Origin of the sequence: Segatella copri, assembly GCF_949820605.1 — a bacterium.
GTDB lineage: Bacteria > Bacteroidota > Bacteroidia > Bacteroidales > Bacteroidaceae > Prevotella.
This window is the reverse complement of record NZ_CATKVU010000006.1, coordinates 2846920-2869663: the sequence shown is the minus strand read 5'-3', so window position 1 is coordinate 2869663 and position 22744 is coordinate 2846920. Positions and strand designations below refer to the sequence as shown.

At 46.4% G+C, this 22744-nt stretch carries 14 protein-coding genes; 10 read left to right on the top strand and 4 right to left on the bottom strand.

The window, feature by feature from the left end; translation table 11 throughout:
- The first annotated feature begins 67 nt into the window (after positions 1 to 67).
- Together RCO84_RS12990 and RCO84_RS12985 are read left to right on the top strand one after the other, a co-directional pair.
- On the top strand, positions 68 to 1639 hold the full coding sequence (locus RCO84_RS12990; protein WP_317585333.1) for a hypothetical protein: 1572 nt from the start codon (positions 68 to 70) through the stop codon (positions 1637 to 1639).
- 268 nt (positions 1640 to 1907) lie between these two features.
- Positions 1908 to 4403, top strand: coding sequence for a hypothetical protein (locus RCO84_RS12985; protein WP_317585332.1), 2496 nt, complete (start codon positions 1908 to 1910; stop codon positions 4401 to 4403).
- A gap of 962 nt (positions 4404 to 5365) precedes the next feature.
- Here the strand turns inward: RCO84_RS12985 and RCO84_RS12980 are convergent.
- The gene (locus tag RCO84_RS12980; RefSeq protein WP_144152778.1) at positions 5366 to 6664 is read right to left on the bottom strand and encodes a M16 family metallopeptidase; all 1299 of its coding nucleotides are present in this window, start codon (positions 6662 to 6664) and stop codon (positions 5366 to 5368) included.
- Between the two features lie 120 nt (positions 6665 to 6784).
- On the opposite strand from RCO84_RS12980, the gene RCO84_RS12975 reads away from it, so the two are divergent.
- The 3 genes from RCO84_RS12975 to RCO84_RS12965 all read left to right on the top strand — a co-directional run bounded on the left by RCO84_RS12975 (position 6785) and on the right by RCO84_RS12965 (position 10352).
- Complete coding sequence (locus RCO84_RS12975; protein ID WP_264952092.1) at positions 6785 to 7720, top strand: carbohydrate kinase family protein; 936 nt, start codon at positions 6785 to 6787, stop codon at positions 7718 to 7720.
- Positions 7721 to 7736: 16 nt separating this feature from the next.
- Positions 7737 to 8924, top strand: coding sequence for an FprA family A-type flavoprotein (locus tag RCO84_RS12970; protein WP_317585331.1), 1188 nt, complete (start codon positions 7737 to 7739; stop codon positions 8922 to 8924).
- A gap of 177 nt (positions 8925 to 9101) precedes the next feature.
- Positions 9102 to 10352 carry an ATP-binding protein gene (locus tag RCO84_RS12965; protein WP_317585518.1) on the top strand — a complete coding sequence of 417 codons (1251 nt, stop codon included), beginning with the start codon at positions 9102 to 9104 and terminating at the stop codon, positions 10350 to 10352.
- Positions 10353 to 10569: 217 nt separating this feature from the next.
- On the opposite strand, the gene RCO84_RS12960 is transcribed toward RCO84_RS12965, so the two are convergent.
- Complete coding sequence (locus RCO84_RS12960; protein ID WP_317585330.1) at positions 10570 to 11100, bottom strand: LOG family protein; 531 nt, start codon at positions 11098 to 11100, stop codon at positions 10570 to 10572.
- A gap of 196 nt (positions 11101 to 11296) precedes the next feature.
- Between RCO84_RS12960 and RCO84_RS12955 the strand changes: the two genes are divergently transcribed.
- The gene (locus RCO84_RS12955; RefSeq protein ID WP_317585329.1) at positions 11297 to 12505 is read left to right on the top strand and encodes an alpha/beta hydrolase family protein; all 1209 of its coding nucleotides are present in this window, start codon (positions 11297 to 11299) and stop codon (positions 12503 to 12505) included.
- Positions 12506 to 12742: 237 nt separating this feature from the next.
- Here RCO84_RS12955 and RCO84_RS12950 read toward each other — a convergent pair whose 3' ends face one another.
- Positions 12743 to 13528 (bottom strand): phosphatase PAP2 family protein, encoded by a 786-nt coding sequence (locus RCO84_RS12950; protein ID WP_317572907.1) that lies wholly within the window; start codon positions 13526 to 13528, stop codon positions 12743 to 12745.
- A 598-nt stretch (positions 13529 to 14126) separates the two neighbouring features.
- Between RCO84_RS12950 and RCO84_RS12945 the strand changes: the two genes are divergently transcribed.
- Positions 14127 to 14324: a hypothetical protein gene (locus RCO84_RS12945; RefSeq protein ID WP_287611341.1), complete on the top strand. Its 198-nt coding sequence runs from the start codon at positions 14127 to 14129 to the stop codon at positions 14322 to 14324.
- 276 nt (positions 14325 to 14600) lie between these two features.
- A complete protein-coding gene (locus tag RCO84_RS12940) occupies positions 14601 to 16049 on the top strand; it encodes an AAA family ATPase (RefSeq protein ID WP_317585328.1) in 1449 nt (482 codons plus the stop codon).
- Between the two features lie 242 nt (positions 16050 to 16291).
- Here RCO84_RS12940 and RCO84_RS12935 read toward each other — a convergent pair whose 3' ends face one another.
- Positions 16292 to 17659, bottom strand: a complete 1368-nt coding sequence (locus tag RCO84_RS12935) for a DUF3843 family protein (protein WP_217312938.1) — start codon at positions 17657 to 17659, stop codon at positions 16292 to 16294.
- 239 nt (positions 17660 to 17898) lie between these two features.
- Between RCO84_RS12935 and RCO84_RS12930 the strand changes: the two genes are divergently transcribed.
- Complete coding sequence (locus RCO84_RS12930; protein ID WP_317585327.1) at positions 17899 to 19839, top strand: DEAD/DEAH box helicase; 1941 nt, start codon at positions 17899 to 17901, stop codon at positions 19837 to 19839.
- 207 nt (positions 19840 to 20046) lie between these two features.
- Positions 20047 to 22686, top strand: coding sequence for a beta-glycosidase (locus RCO84_RS12925; RefSeq protein WP_317585326.1), 2640 nt, complete (start codon positions 20047 to 20049; stop codon positions 22684 to 22686).
- The last annotated feature ends 58 nt before the right edge of the window (positions 22687 to 22744 follow it).

Sequence of the window (22744 nt, the reverse complement as noted above, 5' to 3'; positions counted from 1 at the left end):
TCACCGAAAAACCTTACTTTTGTAACCTGACTGCAAACAAACGTAAAAACAATAATAACAACATAAAATGAAGAATCTCACATTCCATATCGTAGGACTCACCCATAATGACGTGAAAGGCCATGAGGTAGAGTATGCTAAAGAAGCAGAGGGAAGAACCATCTGCCTCGTGCCCGATGACGCCAACACCTTCGACATGCTGGCGGTGAAAGCTTATGACAAACAGCAGCTAATAGGCTATGTTTCAGCCCTGGAAGGCGAGGACGTACGCGCCCTCATCATCGCCCGCAAGGAGCGGAACCTGCGCACCCGCTGCATAGGCTGCAACAGCAAGAACGAGGGCGATAAGGCTGGATTGCAGCTCATGGTAAGGGCACTCTCTGATGTTTCTGATGAGGAGATGGAGCAGGCGCGCCGCGAAATATATGATGATAAGATTTATGATGACTGGCAATACTCCGGTCCTGTGCTGCCCATCGAACAGCTCACCCGCTTCAGCGACAGCACCATGATGCTCGAAGGCGTCATCAACAGCATCATCCGCCTCCAGAATACGCTCTCTGAAGGCGCTTCGGATAGAAATCCTTCTGCATCCGATAAAACCTCTTCTGAGTCAGAGAACCGTTCTCTTTATGCAGAAACTGAGGCGGTGCTGCGCGAGGAACTTTCTGATTGCCTTTCTGAGGCTAGAGAGCGGCTCAGTAGTTTCCTCGAAATCCAGCGCAGCGATTATTCCCGCGAAATGACGCAGGCCAGAAACCGCATTCTTCATAAACTGGAGCAGATAGACGATGAGGAACTGCAGCGCCTCCGGGCCGTTCTGCTTACCGAGATGGGATTCATCACCAGTTCGGCTTACCGCGAGCGCGCGGCCTATTCTTTCTTCGTAGAGACCCCGAATGCCATCAAAAAGAAGCAGACGGGCACCTATGATTATAAAGACCAGCTGGACGCCATAGAACAGCAGCTGCACGCCTTCCCCCACAATCTTTACCCAACGTTCAAGGCCGACCCTGTAGATTTCCTCCGTCAGGTGTTCTATAAGCGTGTGCCTAGAAAGAAGATGCTCCAGCTGCTCTCGGGCATCGTGCTGATGATTATGAACGGCAGGGTGGACGATGTGAAGCAGTGGGGCAAGCACGGCGATGAGGAGTCGCTGATAGCGATGAAGACTGTGGGGAAGAAACCTGCGATTGGAGAGCATAAGAAGGAACTCATGGCACTAGTGAAAAAGGCAGTCTTGAAGATTGCTGTTTATCAGAAGAGGGGATATTATGGCGTGTTTCTTTCAAAACAGGCCTATTGGTATCCTATTTTCCGCCTGATGGGCGATTGGGAATTACTCCCACCCAAATCTCCTCAATCGTTCTGTACATTCTTGGAAGAGCTATTTGAAGGCAAAAAGATATCCGGTCCGAAAGCTCGTCTCTGCGGTAGGGATGATTTGAGGCAAGCAGGAATCGCTCCCTTTTCCAACCATGAAGCTTTGAAATGGAAAAATCTGGAGCAGAAAGAATTGATTAATACACAAGAGGCAAAATTCAACCGTTATTGTGAGATTGTTGATATTTTTATGAAAATCCTGGGAGAAGAAGCTTTTAAGAAGGGTATTATGTTAGATGATTGGCTAAAAGAATAATGGGCGTTGGCAGCGGATTTGTAATCTGTTGCCAACGCTTTTTTCTTGTAGCCTGTTTCTTTTCTTCTCCCTTGTTTTATACCTCTCTTTATACTTGAATCTAAAAACTTTATCCCTCTTGCCCGATATTTTTATACAGCTTTTACCGGCAGAGGTATAATAATGGAGTTACTTTCTTTTTCCTTATCTTTGCATCGCTTTTCAGAATGGAAGGCGGCAGGTTTCTGCAAAAAGAGCCTGTCTTTTACAACTAAAAAAATATAGATTTATGACACAAAAATCATTAACCTTTGATGAATGCAAGCAGCTCAGCAGTCGCATCATCGCAATGAACCCTAACCGCAGAGCGAACATGGGACAGATTTCATCCCATCTCCTCGATTACTACACCGAGCTTACCAAGCAGCCTTGGCTCGCACAGCTCGTTGGTCAGATCCGTGACCTCACCGCCCAGCAGAACCAGATGATGCAGCAGGAGGAGATGAAGGCAGGCGAAACCTACCAGCAGCTCGACCGGAAGATTTCTGACCTCAAGAAGCAACTGCCTTTCCGCTCACCTCACTACTTCCACTTCCTCGAAGACCATCGCGCCCAGAAGTTCATCGACCCGGAGGCTTTCACCTTCCAGACAACCGTAGACATTGATAATCCTGAGGAGGTTGAGCCAGCGGTGAAGAACGCCCTTCTGCTGAACGGAATGTTTAATGAGCCTACAGAGAAGCTCTTCAGAGAGAAAATCTTCTCAGCCGAAGACATCGAACTCTGGAAAGGAAAGGTGCTCCACATCGAGCGCTCAGCACGCAACAAGGCCCACATCGACATCCGCATCCCGGTAGGAATGACCATCGCTGAGGCTCAGAGCGCCTTCTGCAAACTCATCCACGCCACCGAAGACCCTAGCTGCGTAACCCCGGAGCGTATCATCTTCATCACCGATGCGGCAAGTCAGATTTATACTGCCGACGACTGGTACAAGCGCCTGGATAAGGAAGCCGTGGCTGAATACCGTGAGGCTTACCGCAAGAGAGGACTGGATATTGACGGACGTCCGCTGGATGCATCTTCTGCTCCAACCGTAGACTTCGAACCCATCGAGAGCGAGGAGGAGAAGGCGAGAAGGGCTGCCAATGCCGTGCAGTATGAGCAGACCTACGACGGCGTTCCTTATGAGGAGATTGTGAAGGCGCTGGTAGATCTGATGGGCGGCGCTCCTGTCCATGGCAACCGCAACAACTTCATCTATCGTGAAGCCTGCCTGCTGAGATACATCTGTAATAGTGAGGCGGTTTGGATCAAGCAGGTAATAGAAACCTTCGGAGAAGACGAGGCGAAGGCGTTCGCCACCGTAGAGAATGCCTGCAAGGTGGCGCAATCTACCGCGATTCCGGATTTGGTAAAGCAGGCTGTAGAGACTGCCCGCAAGAATCATCTTGCCAAGCAGGCCACCGAGAAGGCGGGAATCTACGCCGATGTTCCTCCTCAGTTGCCAGCCAAGCTGCCTAAGCTCATCAAGCTGCTCACCAGCAAGGTGCCTGCCGATTTCAAGGCGGCTGTGGCAATGGCGGTATTCCCTGCGCTTGCCGCTCATCTCAAGGGCGTAACCTTCCGCTACACGGATAATCAGGTGCACGAGGCGGCGATGATGAATCTGCTCATTGCAGCCATGTCGTCAGGCAAATCGCTGGTTAACGGACCTATCGACTGCATCATCGAAGACCTGGTTCAGATGGATAAGGTGAACCGCCAGAAGGAGCAGGACTGGAAGGACGAGGTGAACACCATGGGCGACAACAAGAAGAAGCCTGTGCGCCCGGAAGACATCTGCATCCGCATCGTTTCGCCCGACCTTACCCGCGCTGCCTACATCCAGCGTCTCGACGATGTACAGAAGGCTGGAGATGCTTATCTCTACTGCAAGATGGACGAGGTAGACATGCTCAGGAAGTTTAACGACCCTAGCCAGCTGATTCGCCTCTGCTGGGACAATTCAGAGGACGGTCAGGAGCGAGTAGGAACCAAGAGCGTTACAGCCCGCGTAAAGACCCGTTTCAACTGGAATGCTTCGAGCACCATTGCCGTTACGCAGAAGTTCTTCTCGGTTCGTGAGGTGGCTGATGGAGCCGTGAGCCGCCTGTCGCTCGCCACCATCATCCGTCCCGATTTCGCTCCGCGTCCGGAGGTGGGCAGTTATGATGCGCAGTTTAAGTCGCAGCTTTCTCCTTACATCCAGCAGCTGAACGCAGCCAGCGGTTTCAAGGAGTGCCGTAAGGCTCGCCAGCTTATCGAGCGCCTGGAGAATGAGATAATGGAGATGGCTCAGCTGGCTTACAACAAGCCTTACGCCGAGTTTGCCAAGCGTGGTCTGGCGAATGGTTTCCGCCGCGCGATGGTGCTTTATCTGGCGAATGGCGAGAAGTGGGAGAAGGCAATAGAGGATTTCATCGTATGGAGCGTGAAGTATGATCTGTGGTGCAAGATGCGTTTCTTCGGCAATCAGATGCAGGAGGCGATAGATGCAGACAGCCGCTCTGTGTGTCATACTCCCGGTGTGAGCAATCTTCTTCTCTACGTTCATGACACCTTTGACAAGACTGAGATTCAGAACATCTGTCAGGTTCATGGCACCAAGACGAAGCTTGCCATCCTGCTGTGCAACTGGAAGAAGCGTGGCTTCATCATGAAGAACGAGGACGGCACCTTCACCAAGACCGCCCGTTTCATCGCCAAGTATGGGCACTACGGAACGCCAGGAATGGCTGCGTAGAATAGATTAGGCACGGATTACGCGGATTACACGGATGTTCTATGAGATTATGAATGTGTTTTAATTGACATGAGAGACTTAAATCCGTGTAATCCGTGTAATCCGTGTAATTCGTGCCTGATTTGGTAATGAGAATGTAAATGTCCTTGACCTTAATCAAGAAAACAGGGCTTTTTGATACTTTTCTCCTAAAATATTTGTGTGCGCACACAAAAAGTTGTACCTTTGCACCAGAAAAAGAAAAAAGGATAAAAGATTATGGTAATGTTCGGGATAATGACAGTAGCTGTAGTAGCATTCGCAGTAGTTGCTTGCGTAGGTATGAACCTCGGAATGAACTGCGGCAAATAAGCTACGAAGCTAAGAGAGCATAGAAATCCTCCTCCGGGAGGTAAGAAATAAAGAGAGTTAAGATTTTGTTAGGTAAAACTACAAGATTGTATATTTAAGATAACAAATTTAAGAAAGGAAAAGATTATGTTAGTATTAGGAATGATTTTCGCAGTAGTTGTTGTATGTGTAGCTGAAGTTGGTGCTATTAACAACAAGTTGGCTTAATCGGAGATTAGCCATGCGAAGGGCTCCAAAAGAGCCGAGATTAAAAAATGGCTGGCAGCAATGCACAGCTGAGTAACAGTAGGGAGCCAAAGGGGCTTCCGAAATCAGAGAGGAGAGTAAAAACTCCTTTTCATTTGAAATTCATACTGTCCCCTGAGAGTTTTCGTGATAAATTCTGATTGGGGATTTCATATATAGATTGTTAAGAATTCGTTTTAGGTTTTATAGATTTTCATTTTAGGTTTTTAGGTTTAAGTTTTTAGGTTAATTGTTAGTTGTTTTAAGAAAAAAGCAGTTTTAATTCATTAAATTACGAAGGCAACAACGAGGGAAGTCGCATGACGACCCAAGTTGTTGCCTTCTTTATTTTCTTATTACTTGAGCTATTTGTCTGAAAATCAACATTATCTGAAAATCAGCGTGGTGAGCCTGTCTTTATCAAACAACTCCTGAGCTACAGCCTGTATCTGTTCGGCAGTAATCTCATCCACCTGCTCGTAGAGACGGTCTACATTCTTCTCCCAGCCATAGTGAAGGAAGCTCTTGCCGAAGTCGAGGGCAAAGTTCTCGCGGTTGTCGCAAGCCACGCCTACCTGTCCCTTTATCTGCTTCTTGGCGGCCTTGAGCTGCGCCTCGCTCAGCGGTTTCTGCATGAACTTATCCAGTTCCTTGCGAACCAGGCGGAGGCAGCGCTTCACGTCGTGCTCATCGCAGCCGAAATAAATGCTCCAAATGCCCGTATCGCCATAAGCCACCATTGTGCTCTCTACGGTGTAAACCAGTCCGTTGTGCTCGCGCAAGGCTAGGTTCAGCTTGGCGTTCATTCCCGGTCCGCCCAGCATATTGTTGAGCAGATAGAGCGGCATTCTGCGGCTGTCATTCACATCGTAGGCGAGGGTTCCAATCATCACATGAGCCTGATGCGTATTCTTCTGCATCACAATCGTCTGCCCCTCGAAGGAGTGTTGAGTGTTGAATGTTGAGTGTTGAATGTTGAATTGAGCTTGCGCCTCTGGACTATTGAATTGGCTTTCCCTTCGGTCGCCGAACGTTGTTTCTTCACTCTTCACCCTTCGTTCTTCACTTAAAAAGCTCTTCTTCAAGAGTCTTACCAGCTTATTGAAGTCAATGTCTCCGTAAGCGAAGAATATCGCATTATCCGGCCGGTAAAGCTTTCTTGTAAAGCGCAGCGCATCTTCTGTCTTGAACGAGCGAACCTGCTCGGCTGTGCCCAGAATATTGTGGCCCAGCGGCGAACCCTTGAAGATGATATTTTCGAATTCATCATAAATCAGTTCGGCAGGAGAATCGTTGTAACTCTCTATCTCATCGCAGATTACCTCTACCTCCTTGTCGATTTCCGCTTGCGGATAAACCGAATGGAAAACGATGTCGGTGAGCAGATCTACGGCTCTTGCGATGTGCTCCTTGAGGATGGCGGAGTAATAAACCGTGCCCTCCTTGTTGGTGTAGGCGTTCAGATCGCCTCCCACGCTCTCCAGACAGTTGAGAATGTGCCACGCCTTGCGGCGCTCTGTGCCCTTGAAAGTAACGTGCTCGCAGAAGTGGGCAAGTCCTTCTTCGCCCGGCTCCTCGTTTCGGGTGCCGGCGTTAATCTGGTAACCGCAATACACCACCTTGCTGTCTGAAGGCAGGTGGATGATGCGGAGGCCATTATCGAGTATATAAGTATTGTATTTCATTTCAAGGTGCAAAGTTACACTGAAAATGTAATTTATCCGAAAAAAATAGTCATTTATTTTGCATTATCGCCAAAAAGACTTATCTTTGCTCCCAAAAACAAATATAGACATCAAAAAACAATGCGCAAAGTAATAGGAATAGGAGAAACCGTGCTTGATATCATCTTCAAGGGCGGCAAGCCGATAGAGGCAGTACCGGGTGGCTCATCATTCAATGCAGTCATCTCGTTGGGCCGTGCAGGTGTAAATGCTTCGTTTATCAGTGAGGCGGGCAACGACCGCATAGGAGAGTATGTGATTCAGTTTTTGAGAGATAATGGGGTGAATGCTGACAATGTGAGCATCTTTCCGGAATCGAAGTCACCGCTCTCGCTGGCTTTCCTCGACGAGAACAACAATGCCGACTACATCTTCTACAAGGATCATCCTCACGACCAGCTGGAGTTTGCCACACCGGAAATCAATCCTGGCGACATCGTGCTCTTCGGTTCGTTCTTCGCTCTGAATCCTGTGGTCCGTCCTCAGGTTGCCGGCTTCCTGGAGTATGCGAAGGAGCACGGCGCTATTCTTTATTACGACATCAACTTCCGTGCTTCTCATCAGAATGAAATCATGAAGATTACGCCTAATCTGATAGAGAACCTGGAGATGGCTGATTTCGTACGCGGAAGCCACGAGGACTTCGGGATCCTCTACAAGAAACCGGAGGCGGATAAGGTTTATAATGCCGAAATCAGTTTCTACTGCAAGAAGTTTATCTGCACCCAGGGTGCTGAGCCTGTAGAGGTTCGTGCCGAGAACGGCTTTGCCAAGAGTTATCCTTCGGAGAAGATGAAACCGGTGAGCACTATCGGAGCTGGCGATAATTTCAATGCCGGTTTCGTTTTCGGACTGATCAAGGATGGAATCACCCGCGAGGACATCGACCGCGGCTTATCTGAGGCGCAATGGGATAGCCTGCTGAAGAGTGCCCAGGAGTTCTCCACCGAATGCTGCAAGGACATCTACAATTATATTTCCAAGGAATTCGGAGAGCAAAAGAAGAAAGAATTATAAAATATATATAGAGATTATGACTGAGATTACAAACAAGATTTATTACGTAGGTGTTAACGACCGCAACAAGCATCGTTTTGAGGGCCTCTGGCCTTTGCCTAACGGAGTGAGCTACAACTCTTATATCATTGACGATGAGAAGGTAGCGCTGGTAGATACTGTAGAGGTTGATTTCTTCACCCAGTTCCTCGAGAATATTCACGAGGTGATTGGCGACCGAGAAATCGATTACCTCATCATCAACCACATGGAACCTGACCACAGCGGTTCTATCGCCCTCATCAAGAAATATTACCCTAACATCAAGATTGTGGGCAACAAGAAGACGCTGGGAATGCTCGAAGGCTTCTACGGCGTAACAGATGACGTGGTAGAGGTGAAGAATGGCGAAACCCTTTCATTGGGCAACCGCGAGCTGAGCTTCGTTCTCATCCCTATGGTTCACTGGCCAGAGACCATGGTAACGCTCGATGCAAAGAACAAGGTGCTCTTCTCAGGTGATGCGTTCGGCTGCTTCGGTGCGCTGAACGGCGGAATCATCGATACGGAAATCAACTGCGAGACTTTCTGGCTGGAGATGGTTCGCTACTATTCAAACATTGTGGGTAAGTATGGCGTTCCTGTGCAGAATGCATTGAAGAAACTGGCTGGCGTGGAGCTGGACTACATCTGCTCAACCCATGGTCCGGTTTGGCACGAGCATATTGAGAAGGTAATCGGCATGTATGATAAGATGTCGAAGTATGAGACGGAGCCGGGCCTCGTTATCTGCTACGGCACCATGTACGGCAATACCGAGCGCATGGCTGAAATCATCGCCCATGCGGCAAGCAAGGCTGGCGTGAAGAATATCGTAATGTACAACATCTCGAAGACTCACCACAGCTACATCCTGCGCGACATCTTCCGCTACAAGGGCCTTATCGTGGGTGCTCCAACCTACAATGCCGGACTTTATCACGAGATGGAGGTTCTCCTCTCCGAACTTGCCAACAAGGACATCAAGAACCACCTCCTTGGCTGGTACGGTTCTCATTGCTGGGCAAGCAAGGCTGTGGCTAAGATTCAGGAGTGGAACGATACCAAGCTCCACTACGAGGCAGTGGGCGAGCCTGTGGATATGAAGCAGGCGATTACTCCAGAGGTAAAGGCACAGTGCGAGGCTCTGGGTAAGGCAATGGCTGAGAAGCTGCTGGCAGAATAAAGTTTAAGGGCGGAAGAACAGCTGGGGTTAACAGTTAACAGTTGTTTTTCCGCTCTTTCTTTGTTTAAATACCTTAAATATTCCGTGTAAATTACGATAAAACTTGGTGAAGTCGAGTAAAAAGTGTACTTTTGCTGCAAAAATATGTGTCTTGACACTAAAATTTTCAGTGAAATGATGTATTTTGAGCGAAAGGAATATCTAGATAAGCTCATCTCTGCCGAAGGCAATGGGATGATAAAGATTATCACTGGCATCCGCCGATGTGGTAAATCTTTTCTTCTTTTCAACATCTTTTGCAAGTATTTGCTTGAAAGAGGTGTTGCGGAAGACCATATCATACAAGTAAATCTTGAAGACCGTAGAAACAAGAAACTCCGTGACCCGGATGCACTCTTAGAGTATATTGATGCTCAGATGGTAGATAAGGAGAAGTATTACATTCTTCTTGATGAGGTTCAGATGGTAAAGGAGTTTGAGGATGTGCTCAACTCTTATCTCCATGTAGAGAATGCTGAGGTGTACGTAACTGGTTCCAATGCCCGGTTCTTGTCAAAGGATGTAATCACGGAGTTCAGAGGGCGAGGATGGGAAATCCGAATTCATCCATTGAGCTTTTCTGAATACTACGAGGTTGTAGGAGGAGAGGTGCAACAAGCTTTGGAAACCTATTATCTTTATGGTGGATTGCCTGCTGTGGTGCAGATGGAAAGTCCTGAAGCCAAGCAAAACTATCTTCGAGAGATTTATGAGACCGTTTATCTGAAAGATGTATTGGACCGAAATCGCTTGAAGAATCCTGAGGGAATGAAAGAGCTGGTACGTCTCCTTGCATCTACGATAGGTTCTTGTACCAATGTCTTGAAAATCTCCAATACGTTTAAGTCGGCTGGTGGAGTAGAGATAAGTGGCAATACTATCAGCAAGTATTTGGAGAACCTTCAGGATTCCTTCATCATCAGCGAGGCTTTGCGCTATGATGTGAAAGGTCGCAAGTACATAGGTGTTGGTACCAAGTATTACTTCGAGGACTTAGGTATTCGAAATGCTGTGCTTGATTTCCGACAGATAGAATTCACTCATATTATGGAGAACGTTATTTATAACGAGCTTCGCAAACAAGGCTATGGTGTGGATGTCGGTGTAGTGGAGAGCTTCAGGCGGGATGAGAATGGCAAGCTGCAGCGTAGGAATCTTGAGATTGATTTCGTGGTGAACCGTCATGATGAACGCCTCTATATTCAGTCGGCTTACGCCTTGCCGGATAAGGAGAAGGTAGATCAGGAGCAGGCTTCTCTTTTGAATGTAAACGATGGCTTTCGCAAGCTGATTATCCTAGGGGATAGATATCGTTCGGGTTATAATGAAGAAGGCATTCTGATGATGAGCCTCTCCGATTTTCTCTTGGGGAAAGAAAATAAGAGATAGATTGTCTTGAAGAAATATCAAGAGCGGAAGAACACTGGGGTTAACAGAGTTAACAGTTAACAGTTGTTTTTCCGCTCTTTCTCTTTAGTTCAATATTTATGCAAATTAAGCATGTTGAAACATGCTTAATTTGCAAACCTTGTTTTTATTATTGATATTCAGTAAGTTATAAGCGTAAATTAATATAGGAAATGAGAAAATATGAGCATCTTTCTCCTTAAATGCACATTTTAGCCAGCTCTTCCAGGTTATCCGCCACTTCTATCACATCTTGCCAATTGCCACGAATCATGCTTTTCTCTGCCATGTCATCCAATAGGGCGATGGTGGAGTTCCAGAAGCCTTTCATGTTGTAGAGAATCACCATTTTGTGATGGTAGCCGATGGTGTGGGCGGCGGCGATGGTGAAGATTTCATCCAGGGTGCCGACGCCGCCAGGAAGGGCTACGAAGATGTCGCTCTGGGCAAGCATCAGGTCCTTGCGGTCGCTGAGATTATCACACGGAATCTCGATGTCGAGGTCAGAGAAGGTTCTGCCGCCTCGCTCTACAAGCGTAGGAACCACACCGATGGTTCTGCCGCCATTCGCCTTCACTGCCTTGCCGATGCAATCCATCAGACCGGAGTTGCAGCCGCCGAAAACCAGGTCGTGGCCGTTCTCAGCCATCCACTTTCCCATCTCTTCAGTCAGCGTGAAGAAGTCGTGGTCGATATTCTTATTTGCTGAACAAAAAACTGCTATTTTCATATTGCTTTATCTTCTATTTGATGATGTTTTATCTGTTGTTATGAATGTTTTATCCGTTATTTATAAATGTTTTAGGCAAAGGTACGCAAAAATATCGAGATTATTGGGCTCTTTTTGCGGATAATTTCTTAATTTTGCAAACAATAACTAATCTTATAAACAGGAAGAAAGATTTCTAACAAAACAAGACAAGAGAATGAAAAGGATTATCACATATAGTATTATTGCATTGTTGCAGGCGTCGGTGGCGTTTGCTCAGACCTCTCCGAAGCCGAAGCTTCAGAAGCGGGAGAAGTATGAATGGCAGGGAGAGATTCCTACCTATGTAGAAACGCTGAAGAAGGAACTGACCTATCCGATGGCTTGGGGAAACAGTCCTATCAGAAACTTCAAGAAGTGGAAGAAGGCGGCAAGGGCAAAGGTTCTCGAATGCATGATGACGCCTCCGAAGGCGGCTGCGGCTTGGGATATGGAAGTTTTGGGCGAGGAGCAGAGAGACGGATATAAGGCGCAGAAAATCGCCTTCAATATCAATGCCTATTCCCGAATTACGGCTTATCTCCTGATTCCGGATGGCAAGGGACCATTCCCAACAGTCAATGCGCTTCATGATCATGGTGCCCATCTCTTTATCGGAAAGGAGAAGATGATTCGTCCTTTCTTTACTCCGGAAGAACAAGATTCCCCTACGAAGCAGGTACTCTGTCAGGAGATCTTGGATGATGCGGATGCGTGGGCAAGGCAGCTTTATGATAATCAGTACGTGGGCGATTATCTGGCGAAACATGGCTACGTAGTCTTTTCGGCAGATGCTCCGATGTGGGGAGAACGAGGCCGGAAGGAGGGCGTAGATAGAAACAAATACGACCTGATAGCCGGCAACATGATGATGCTGGGTAGAGACCTCTCTGCCTTCATGACTTACGATGATATCGCCAGCACCGAGTTCCTGGCTTCGCTGCCGATGGTGGATGCGAAGCGTATCGGGTGCGTGGGGTGTTCGATGGGAGCCTATCGTTCGTGGATGCTCTCTGCTTTATCGGATAGAATCAAGGCGGGTGCTTCCATCTGCTGGATGATTACCACCGATGCTCAGCTTACCCGGAGATTCGGAAGAAAGGAGAATGGCGGTTTTGCGAATTGCATCCCGGGGTTGAGGCAATATCTCGATTATCCCCACATTGCTTCCCTCGCCTGTCCGAAGCCGATGCTCTTCATCAATGGCACAAAAGATAAGCTCTTCCCTGTGCCTGGTGTAAAAGATGCTTTCGCCGAAATGCACAAGGTTTGGAAGAGTCAGGGAGCAGATAATCTGCTGGATACGGAGCTTTGGGAAATTCCTCATTCCTGCGGATTGAAAGCGCAGGAGAAGATATTGGAGTTCTTGGATAGGAATCTGAAATAAGAAGTAGGTAATTCTTTGGTTGAAGAACAGAGGAAGATATATTCTTAAAAGAGCAGAAAGTAACTGGATTCCAGTTTGCTTTCTGCTCTTTTCATGTTGTCTATTGCTTTTGAAGTGTCATAGTGTAAAGGGTATTATTTTATTGGAATCCATGAATGTGCTGACAATGTGGCTGTTCCATCTTTATGAAAAGTAATGTTTTCATTGTTTTATTATTTTACGAATTATACTTTATAATCAGAAAGACATACAGACATTTACGCCAACTTTACCATCTGCATAGAAAGGTGTGCTTATCGTATGAAAGTTAGAGTGATGGCATTTGGATTTAGTGAATACTTTCGGATAAAGCCAATATGCAAACTTTGTACTGATAATACCAATACAAGCTCCTGCAACAACATCATTGAGATAGTGGCGATTATTGTAGATTCTTAAATATCCAGTAGTAGCTGCAATCAAATAGCCAGAATATCCTATCCACGGCGAAATATCTTTGTACTCTTGGTATAGAAATTCAGCTCCCATGAAGGCTGTTGCTGTATGTCCAGATGGGAATGAATTACGGGCATTGTTGTCAGGACGCTTTTCTTTAAAAGCATATTTCATACCATTTACGATTATTCCCATGGTGGCATACGAAAAGGCAAGAATACCAGTTCTGTCCCAAAATTTATGCTTTCCGTCAATACCTAATAAGTTGAGACCATAGACGGCAAGCATGGAGGAGTACTGCATGTAATTGTCGATTTTTACCTTATGTTTCCCCTTGGCTGATAATTTGTCTTGTATGTTCTCACGTTGTTTGGTCAACCATCCGTTATGAACATAGAAGGCGGAGGTTCCAGTGAGGACAATGGGTACAACTAATGTTTTCAACTTGAGACGATGAGTGTTGTCTGAGACAACAGAATCTGATAGTGTTGTATGGTACAAGCTATCTTGTGCATGTACGGATACAACACCACCAAAGAGGAAGAGTATGGATACAACTCTCCCATCTAATGAATGGAGTCTTTTCATTTTGAAGCGCTAATTGGGCGAAAAACTATCTTAGCGGTGGAATCGTGGGATTTCTTAGGTGGACTATGGAAAAGATAAAATGGCGTGAACGGCAAATTATCTGATTCCAAGGCCCTGAGAAAGCCCACACATACCGATAAGTCCCGTCCACACCAAAGCGCAGACGTTTACAGACTTATTCTTTCGGTAGGTGTTTCTATGAAATTTCTCAGGTTTCAGGAATCAACCGAATAAATAGCAAACGCGATTTCTTATTATGTTATTAAAATGTATTTTCTTATGCTCTTTTATTTTTTAATATTTAATGTCTTGTAAGAAAGGATAGATGCATAGTCTTCCAATCTGTTGCAAAAATACAAAAACTTTTTGAATAACAAGAATGTTTTCTAAAAAACTTTTTATTCTCAAGGAATCATATTGCCTAAGCTTATTGTTGAATATGTGCGATAGATACTGATTAATCTGTCTTAGATTTTAACTTTTTGCCTTTAAATTCCCCAAAAGTATGTTTTTGTTTGAGATTTAGGGATTTTGACGACAAAATATTGTATCTTTGCACAGTTTATTTAACACACATTAATTTAACGGCTGTTACATTATGAAGTTTTATGATCGGAAAAAGGAGATAGAGATACTGCGCAGGAACTGGGAAAAATCGGCTAAGCATTCCCTTTTCACTGTGATGATAGGCAGAAGGCGTATCGGAAAGACGCTTCTCTTGCTCAAGACTGAGCAAGAGCAGAAGTGTTTTGCTTGTGTCTTTATTCCATTACTCCCGATTATGCAGCTTGGTTAATCGAGCGCAGGGATTTTTTTAATTAGTGATTTTGAAATAACTAACTGAGAAAATACTAAAATAAAAAAGAGCGGAAGAACAGCTGGGGTTAACAGAGTTAACAGTTAACAGCTGTTTTGCCGCTCTTTCTTCTCTAAAACTTCTTTTAAATATTAAAAGTCTACTACGCTAACCCCTAAAAAAATGACGTTAGCGTAGTAAACTTTTGCGTTTTTGCTTGTGTTTCCCGAGAAAAAGTTGTATATTTGCACCCAACAAAATATAAAGTTTGCAAGTATGGGTACTTTTAATGGAATTATAGGAAGACAGCGTGAGATAGCTCTGTTGCAGGAGATTTACGAGTCTCCTAGGGCGGAGCTCGTGGCTGTTTATGGCAGAAGACGTATCGGTAAGACCTATCTTATCGACAAGTTCTTTGGTGATAAGTACGACTTTTATATGACGGGTATCTATGAGGGTACTCGTAAGGAGCAGTTGGCAAACTTTGCCCATCAGCTGGAGTTTTATTCTCATAAGGAACAGAAAACTCCAAAAGACTGGATGGAGGCTCTGTTTATGCTTCGCAAGTATCTGGAGACATTAAAAAAGGAAAAATCAGTGCTCTTGTTCTTTGATGAAATGCCTTGGCTGGATACTCGCTATTCTCGCTTTCTCAAGGCTTTCGAACTGTTTTGGAATGAGTGGGCTTCGAAGCAGGACAATCTGAAACTGATAGTTTGTGGTTCGGCAACCACCTGGATGACGAATACTCTGCTGGGCAACAAGGGTGGGTTGCACAATCGTGTAACTCGCTCCATCTATCTCCGTCCGTTCAACCTGGCAGAGACGGAGGAGTTCCTGGCTTCAAGAGGATTCTCGATGGAGCGCTTCCAGATAGCCGAGTTGTATATGGCGATAGGTGGAACACCTTTTTATCTCAATATGCTGAATCGTTCGCTGAGCGTGGCTCAGAATATCGACGAACTCTTCTTCTCATCCAGTGCCCCTTTGAGGAGCGAATATGGCTTTCTCTTTAAATCGCTCTTCAAGGAATCCACGCTCTATAGAAGGGTGGTGGAGGCATTGGCTAAGAAACTGAAGGGAATGACTCGCCCGGAGTTAATAGAGGAGCTGAAGGTGGAGAATTCCGGATATGTTTCTACCGTGCTCTCCGACTTATGCAACTGCGATTTCATCCGCAAGTATTCGGCTTTTGGCAAGACGGATAGGGATTTCATGTATCAGTTGACCGACCTGTATTCGCTTTTCTATCTGAAGTATGTGAAGAACTATCATGGTGAGGATGAGCATTATTGGAGTCATCGCCAGATGGACATTTCCAGTTGGGAGGGCTATGCTTTCGAGCAGGTTTGTCTGCATCATGTTCCTCAAATCAAGAGGAAGTTGGGTATTGATGGTATTCTTTCGAATATCTGCACGTGGTCGTGCCGTGCTTTTACGGATGCAGAGGGTAATAAGCAACCTGGGGCACAGATTGACTTGATAATAGATAGAGGAGACAAGACCATCAATCTCTGTGAGATGAAGTTCGTCAATCATCCTTATTCCATCACTCCCGATTATGCGGCTTGGTTAATCAAGCGCAGGGAGTTGTTCAAGCAAGCTACAGGAACGAAGAAGACCCTCCATCTGACGATGATAACTTCGTATGGTGTGGAGCATAATGCTGGCTGGCAAAACATTCAGAACGAGGTGGTGCTGGATGATTTATTCAAAGTAGAATAACACGATTTTTATGACTGTAGTATTTCTTTATTGCAAGCAATTTTTAAATTAGTGATTTTGAAATAACTAACTGAGAAAATACTAGAATATAAAAGAGCGGAAGAACAGCTGGGGTTAACAGAGTTAACAGTTAACAGCTGATTTTCCGCTCTTTCTTCTATAAATCTGTAAAAGTCTACTACGCTAACCCCTTAAAAAATGGCGTTAGCGTAGTGAACTTTTTGAGTATGCTGAATGCATCTTTACCACAACTCCTTAGGAGACAGGTCTTTATCCTTTCTACCCATCAGGTAGTAATCGGCAAGGAACTGGAGGTTTGCCTGCGTAATCTTCAAGCCTTCTTCCTTTACATATTGGCTTGTAAAGATGTTTGCGTCAGGAATCAGGTTGTTTTCTATCAGTTTGCAGACAATTTCGTAAGGGAATGGGAGACCATTGCCGCTGATAATGCCAAAGCTGTCGGTCTCAGCACGCTCCTGTACATAGTATGGGTTCTCAGGCGATGCGATGCAATGAGCTAGACCGAAACTGATGTTGATGCCTGTATATGGACTTCCGCTTAAGATGATGCCCTTCTCGTATTTCTGAGGAAATCGGATGTCCTTTGGCAACTCGAATTCAATCTCCTTGAGGAATTCCTTCAGCGTCTTCACATCTTCCAGGAAGATGAACTTGTCTTCGTATCCCTTCGCCTTGAGCAGATTGTAGTCGTGAATCGCCTTCTCATGATCCACCTTTTCATATTGCTCAGTAGCCTTCTTTCTGAATTCCTCATCCTCCCAAAGCTTATGGGTAGGCATGTTCCTGCAAATCTTGCAGAGCCATTCGTAAGAAGTGAGCGCCAGAAGATTGTTTCTGCCGACGATGGTCATTTCCATCTGCACAGAATAAGCGAGCGGTTCGGTGAGACCCTGAGGCGAGTTTGCCATCTGCTGGAGGGTAAACTGCAGGCGCTTCTGGTTGCCTACGTTGAAATAGCAACCATAATGGAACCACGCCAGGGTGTCGCGACGGTGAATCTCATCCAACTCCTTGTTCTTCTCGATTTCCTCTTCGGTCGTTTCAGCGTTGCCCTCTATCTCAGGCATTTCGCTGAGATAAGTCAGAAGACGCTCGTTTTCCGGAGCCGTTTCATATTCTCTGTCGAGAATGTTGTAGGCAAGTTTGGCAGCCAGTTCCAGGGTTCCGAAGAGGAAAGGAACGGCTTCCTGTACAAAACTGCTCTGCTGGTAATGGTGCCAGAGCAGGAACTTGACATCAGCGATGTTGATTTCCTCAGGGTCGTAAGCCGGATCATCTTCGTTGAGCGTACTCTTGATGAATTCGCTTTCTTTCTCATAGAAAGGAATGTAGGTGCCGTAGCGCTGTTTGCATTCTTCCGTGAAAGTTTTCCAAATGCCTGTGCCCGAAATCACATCTTCGAAATAACCGGCAATGCTGAGTGCCAGCTGCTTGGCTTCATCCATATTCTTGAAGTTATGGGTGTAGCACGCCTCGTCAAGAGCGTGGTATATTTCGTTGGCGAGTTCTGTATAATACAGATCTGTTTCGTCTGCTTTTTCGTATGGATGCAAAGCAATCCATTCTTGGGTGAAAATAACTTTTTTCATATATTTCAAGTTTTCTTGGTTATCTGTTTGTTGTAACTTTCATGCAAAGGTAATAAAATATTGCAGAAATCTGCAAGAAACTCACATTTTTTTCGTATCTTTGCACCCGAATTTAGGCAATCTTAATAAATGCGTGGGATTGCCGCAAGCGTTTCGGAAGGATTTTGCACCCTAATTCATGGCTGGGAGGGTGAATTCGGCCTTCCATTTAGATTATAATGAATTAAGGTTAAAAAGATTTGAAGACATTTGAAGAATTAGGCGTGAGCGAGGAGATTCGCCGTGCCATTGAAGAGCTTGGATTTGAGAATCCAATGCCAGTTCAGGAAGAAGTTATCCCATATTTGCTTGGTAATAAGAACGACGTGATTGCGTTGGCGCAGACCGGTACGGGTAAGACTGCATCTTACGGTATTCCGGTTATCCAGAAGACTGATGCCGGCAGCAAGCAGACACAGGCTATCATCCTCAGTCCTACACGTGAGCTCTGCCTCCAGATAGCAGACGATTTGAACAGTTTTGCCAAGTACATCGACGGTTTGCATATTGCCGCAGTTTATGGCGGTACCGACATCGGAAGCCAGATTCGCACCCTGAAGCATGGTGTGCAGATTATCGTAGCTACCCCTGGCCGTCTGCTCGATTTGATTAATCGTGGCGTGGCTCAGTTGGAGAACGTGAACAATGTGGTGCTTGATGAGGCTGACGAGATGCTGAATATGGGCTTCTCAGAGAGCATCAATGCCATCTTTGAGAACGTGCCTGAAGATAGAAACACCCTGCTCTTCTCGGCTACCATGAGCAAGGACATCGAGAAGATTGCCCTCAACTACCTGCACGACCACAAGGAAATCGTAGTGGGTTCGCGCAACGAGGGTGCTGAGCATGTAAACCACATCTACTATCTGGTAAATGCCAAGGACAAGTATCTCGCCCTGAAGCGCGTGGTGGATTTCTATCCACGCATCTTTGCAATTATCTTCTGCCGCACCAAGCTGGAGACTCAGGATATTGCGGATAAGCTCATCAAGGATGGTTATAATGCAGAGGCGCTGCACGGCGACTTGAGTCAGCAGCAGCGTGACCTCACCATGCAGAAGTTCCGTAACCATACTGTTCAGTTCCTGGTGGCTACCGATGTGGCTGCCCGCGGTCTGGACGTAGATGATCTGACTCACGTTATCAACTATGGTTTGCCTGATGATGTGGCAAGTTACACCCACCGAAGCGGTCGTACGGGTCGTGCCGGAAAGAAGGGAACATCCATCTCTATCATACATACCAGAGAGAAGTTCAAGGTTCGCCAGATTGAGAAGCAGATTGGCAAGGATTTCGTGGATGGCGTTTTGCCAACTCCAGAGGAAATCTGCAAGAAGCAGCTCTTCAAGACGATGGACGACATCATGAAGACCGATGTGGATGAGGATCAGATTGAACCATACATGGCTGAAATCAACCGCCAGTTTGAGTACATCGACAAGGAGGACATCATCAAGAAGATGGTAACCATCACCTTCGGTAAGTTCCTCGATTACTATAAGAATGCTCCTGAGATTATCAAGCCAGAAACCGGCAAGGGTTCCCGTGGCGGCGAAGGTCGTGGAAGCCGTGGCGAAGGCCGTGGCAAGGTTTCCAATGGTCGCAGAAAGCACGAGACTGAGGCTGGTTTCAAGAGACTGTTCATCAACCTGGGTAAGGCGGATGGTTTCTATCCGGGCGAAATCATGCAGTATCTGAACAAGCATGTGAAGGGTCGCCAGGAGGTGGGTCACATCGACCTGCTGAGTAAGTTTGCCTATATCGAGGTGCCTGAGGAGGATGCGAAGCGCGTGATGAAGGCATTGAACGGTACTGAGTATAAGGGCAGAACCGTAAGATGTAACGATGCTGATGAGGAAGGTCATGGCAGAGCAGCCCGTGGAGGCCGCAGTTCTGAGGGCAGAGGCGGTCGTTCTTCAGAAAGAGGCGGACGCAGCCGCAGAGGTTCTTCTGATGATTCTCGTGGAAAGGGAGGACGTGGAAGCCGTGGCGAATCTCGTGGCGGAAGAAAGTCTCGCCCTCAGGAGGATACAGGCGATTGGCGCCAGTTCTTCCAGAACAACGACAACGTGAAGTTCAAGGGCGAGGAGCCAAACTTCGAGGAAGAAGGCTGGGCTCGTCGCAGACCTAAAAAGAAGTAATTTAGGCAGCGATTTATAATAAGATGAAAGCCTGCATCAAAGGGATGTTTTGATGCAATATCCATATTTTGCGGTAAAAATACAGCAATTTCTTTGGTAAATTGCGGTGTTTTTACCGCATTTTTTGTATATTTGCAGCCGTAAACATCAAATTTATTGTATCTTTATACGCAATTTTAACCCTAAAAGATATTCTGTAATAAGTTAATGAAGAAATCTATTCTTATCGCTTGTCTGGGACTGGTAAGTCTGGGCTTGCAAGCACAGAGCATTTCGCTCGCTGGTGAATGGAATGTGGAGTTGGGAAAGAGCGGTAGTGCTTTTGCCAAGAGTAAGCGTGCCTTCCAGGGTGAGGTGAAGCGTGCCATCCTCCCAGGCACCATCGACACGAACCATCTGGGATTCGCTCCGAAAGATACGATGGAGACTACGCATCTTACGAGACTCTATGCCTATAAAGGAGCTGCAAGATATTCCAGAACCATCAATATCCCGAAGGACTGGAAAAAGAAGCCAGTAGAACTCTTCCTGGAACGTACCCGACCGACATGGGTGTATGTGGATGGAGAACTGGTGGATTCCTGCAACTTCATCTTTACTCCCCAGCGCTATCTTCTGCCAAAGAAGGTGAAGCCGGGCAAGCATCTCCTGGAAATCGTGGTGGATAATGGAAGAGGTGTGCCTGATCAGGTTTACGGCTCCAGCCATGCTTATACAGAAGATACGCAGACCAACTGGAATGGAATTATCGGAAGGATAGAACTCCAGCTAGCCAGCTCTGTAGAGAGCAAATCTGCAGAAACTCTAACAGGAGCAATCCCTAGCCGTTCTGTAGATTCTCCTTCCGCCCTTCAGATGCCTGATTTCGCCAAGGATTTTCATATCAAGGGCGCTCACTTCTACGCCAATGGTCATAGGATATTCCTCCGTGGCAAGCACGATGCGGCTGTATGGCCGCTGACGGGACATGTAGAGATGAGCGTGGAAGGCTGGATGAAGTATCTCGGAACCTGCAAGGAGTATGGAATCAATCATGTGCGCTTTCATTCCTGGTGCCCACCGGAGGCGGCTTTCGTGGCAGCGGACAGTCTGGGAATCTATCTCCAACCGGAACTTCCTTTCTGGGGTTCTTTTGACAAGAAGGATGAAAGGCTGATGGCGTTCCTGCATCAGGAAGGCGAGAACATCCTCAGAGAATACGGTCATCATCCATCTTTCAGAATGATGGCGTTGGGTAATGAACTCTGGGGAGATATTGACAAGATGAAGGAGTTTGTGGATGATTTCCGCAAGATTGCGCCAGATAAATACTATACCTTCGGAAGCAATTACTATCTCGGTTATCAGGGAATAAAAGAAGGAATGGATTACTTCACCACTTGCCGCATCGGAGGCGAGGGATGGGGCAAATACAATACCTATACCCGTGGTTCTTTCTCGTTTGCCGATGCCTACGATGGAGGAATGATCAATCATTTCCATCCTAATTCTACGATGAATTTTGATGAGGCTTGCGATAAGGCAGGAATCCCAATCATCTCTCACGAAACAGGCCAGTTTCAGACCTATCCTGATTATCGGGAAATGAAGAAATACACCGGAGTGCTTCATCCTTATAACTTCGAAGTGTTCCGCCGCAGGCTGGCTGCTGCCGGAATGCTCTCGCAGGCAGATGATTTCCACAAAGCTTCGGGCTTATGGAGCGTGAAACTCTATAAAGCGGATATAGAGATGGATTTGAGGACCCGGAATATGGCGGGCTTCCAATTGCTCGATATTCAGGATTATCCCGGTCAGGGAAGTGCTTTCGTAGGCATCCTGGATGCGTTTATGGAGAGCAAGGGAATCACTACGCCCGAGGAATGGCGCCAGTGGTGTTCGCCTGTGGTTCCTCTGCTGGAGGTGGAGAAGTTCTGCTTCGAGGACGGCGAGAAGATTCAGGCTAAGGTAAAGGTTGCCAACTATGGCGGTTCTTCGCTTTACGGAAAGAAACTGAAGTGGAAGATAGGCGATGCTGAAGGCGTGATGAATATCTTTACTTATGATGAGGGACTGATAGATGTGGGCGTCTTGGACGAGGAAATTTCTGCAGATAAACCAACCAAACTGAATGTTTCGCTGAATATCGAGGAAACAGAGGCAAGAAACTCGTACGAATTTTGGGTTTATCCGAAGAAGGCGTTGGAAAAGAAGGGCGTTATCATAGCCAAGGATTTGAATGAGGAAGTGGTGAAAGTCTTGGAAAATGGCGGAAAGGTGCTTTGGATGCCTACGGCTTCCAGCCATTTCGTGGCTGCCGATGATACGCTTTCGCAGGTAGATAATGCTACGCCTTATACCGTGGGTGGACTCTTCCAAACCGATTACTGGAACTATCGCATGTTCAAGACCATCTGCGAGAACAACAAGAAGAAAGTTTCTCCAGGAACCCTGGGTATTCTGACGAATCCGGAACATCCGATATTCAAGGGATTCCCTACGGAAATGCACACCAACTGGCAATGGTTCCCAGTTATCAAGGAATCGCATCCGCTGGTGCTTGACAACTTCGCCAAGGATTATCGCCCGATTGTTCAGGTGATAGATAATATCGAGCGGAATCATAAGTTGGGTTTGGTGATGGAATGGAAGGTGGGAGCCGGAAAACTCCTCGTCTGTATGAGCAATTTGGAGAAGGCTGCCAGATATCTGGAAGGCAAGGCTTTCTATCAGAGTGTAATTGATTACATGCGCTCTGCCGATTTCAATCCATCTGCAGAAATAACGGTGGATAAATTGAAGAAGAAACTTGCCGAGAAGCCTCGTCAGGTTTCATTGAAGGAGCTGAATAATATCTCGCAATATTAGTTGCGAACCTATAAGAAAAAATAAGAGCGGAAAGCCAGGAGTTAACAGGTTAACAGTT

Coding starts and splice junctions, on each gene's coding strand:
- RCO84_RS12990 (WP_317585333.1), top strand. CDS start 68: ATGAAGAATCTCACATTCCATATCGTAGGACTCACCCATAATGACGTG.
- RCO84_RS12985 (WP_317585332.1), top strand. CDS start 1,908: ATGACACAAAAATCATTAACCTTTGATGAATGCAAGCAGCTCAGCAGT.
- RCO84_RS12980 (WP_144152778.1), bottom strand. CDS start 6,664: ATGAAATACAATACTTATATACTCGATAATGGCCTCCGCATCATCCAC.
- RCO84_RS12975 (WP_264952092.1), top strand. CDS start 6,785: ATGCGCAAAGTAATAGGAATAGGAGAAACCGTGCTTGATATCATCTTC.
- RCO84_RS12970 (WP_317585331.1), top strand. CDS start 7,737: ATGACTGAGATTACAAACAAGATTTATTACGTAGGTGTTAACGACCGC.
- RCO84_RS12965 (WP_317585518.1), top strand. CDS start 9,102: ATGTATTTTGAGCGAAAGGAATATCTAGATAAGCTCATCTCTGCCGAA.
- RCO84_RS12960 (WP_317585330.1), bottom strand. CDS start 11,100: ATGAAAATAGCAGTTTTTTGTTCAGCAAATAAGAATATCGACCACGAC.
- RCO84_RS12955 (WP_317585329.1), top strand. CDS start 11,297: ATGAAAAGGATTATCACATATAGTATTATTGCATTGTTGCAGGCGTCG.
- RCO84_RS12950 (WP_317572907.1), bottom strand. CDS start 13,528: ATGAAAAGACTCCATTCATTAGATGGGAGAGTTGTATCCATACTCTTC.
- RCO84_RS12945 (WP_287611341.1), top strand. CDS start 14,127: ATGAAGTTTTATGATCGGAAAAAGGAGATAGAGATACTGCGCAGGAAC.
- RCO84_RS12940 (WP_317585328.1), top strand. CDS start 14,601: ATGGGTACTTTTAATGGAATTATAGGAAGACAGCGTGAGATAGCTCTG.
- RCO84_RS12935 (WP_217312938.1), bottom strand. CDS start 17,659: ATGAAAAAAGTTATTTTCACCCAAGAATGGATTGCTTTGCATCCATAC.
- RCO84_RS12925 (WP_317585326.1), top strand. CDS start 20,047: ATGAAGAAATCTATTCTTATCGCTTGTCTGGGACTGGTAAGTCTGGGC.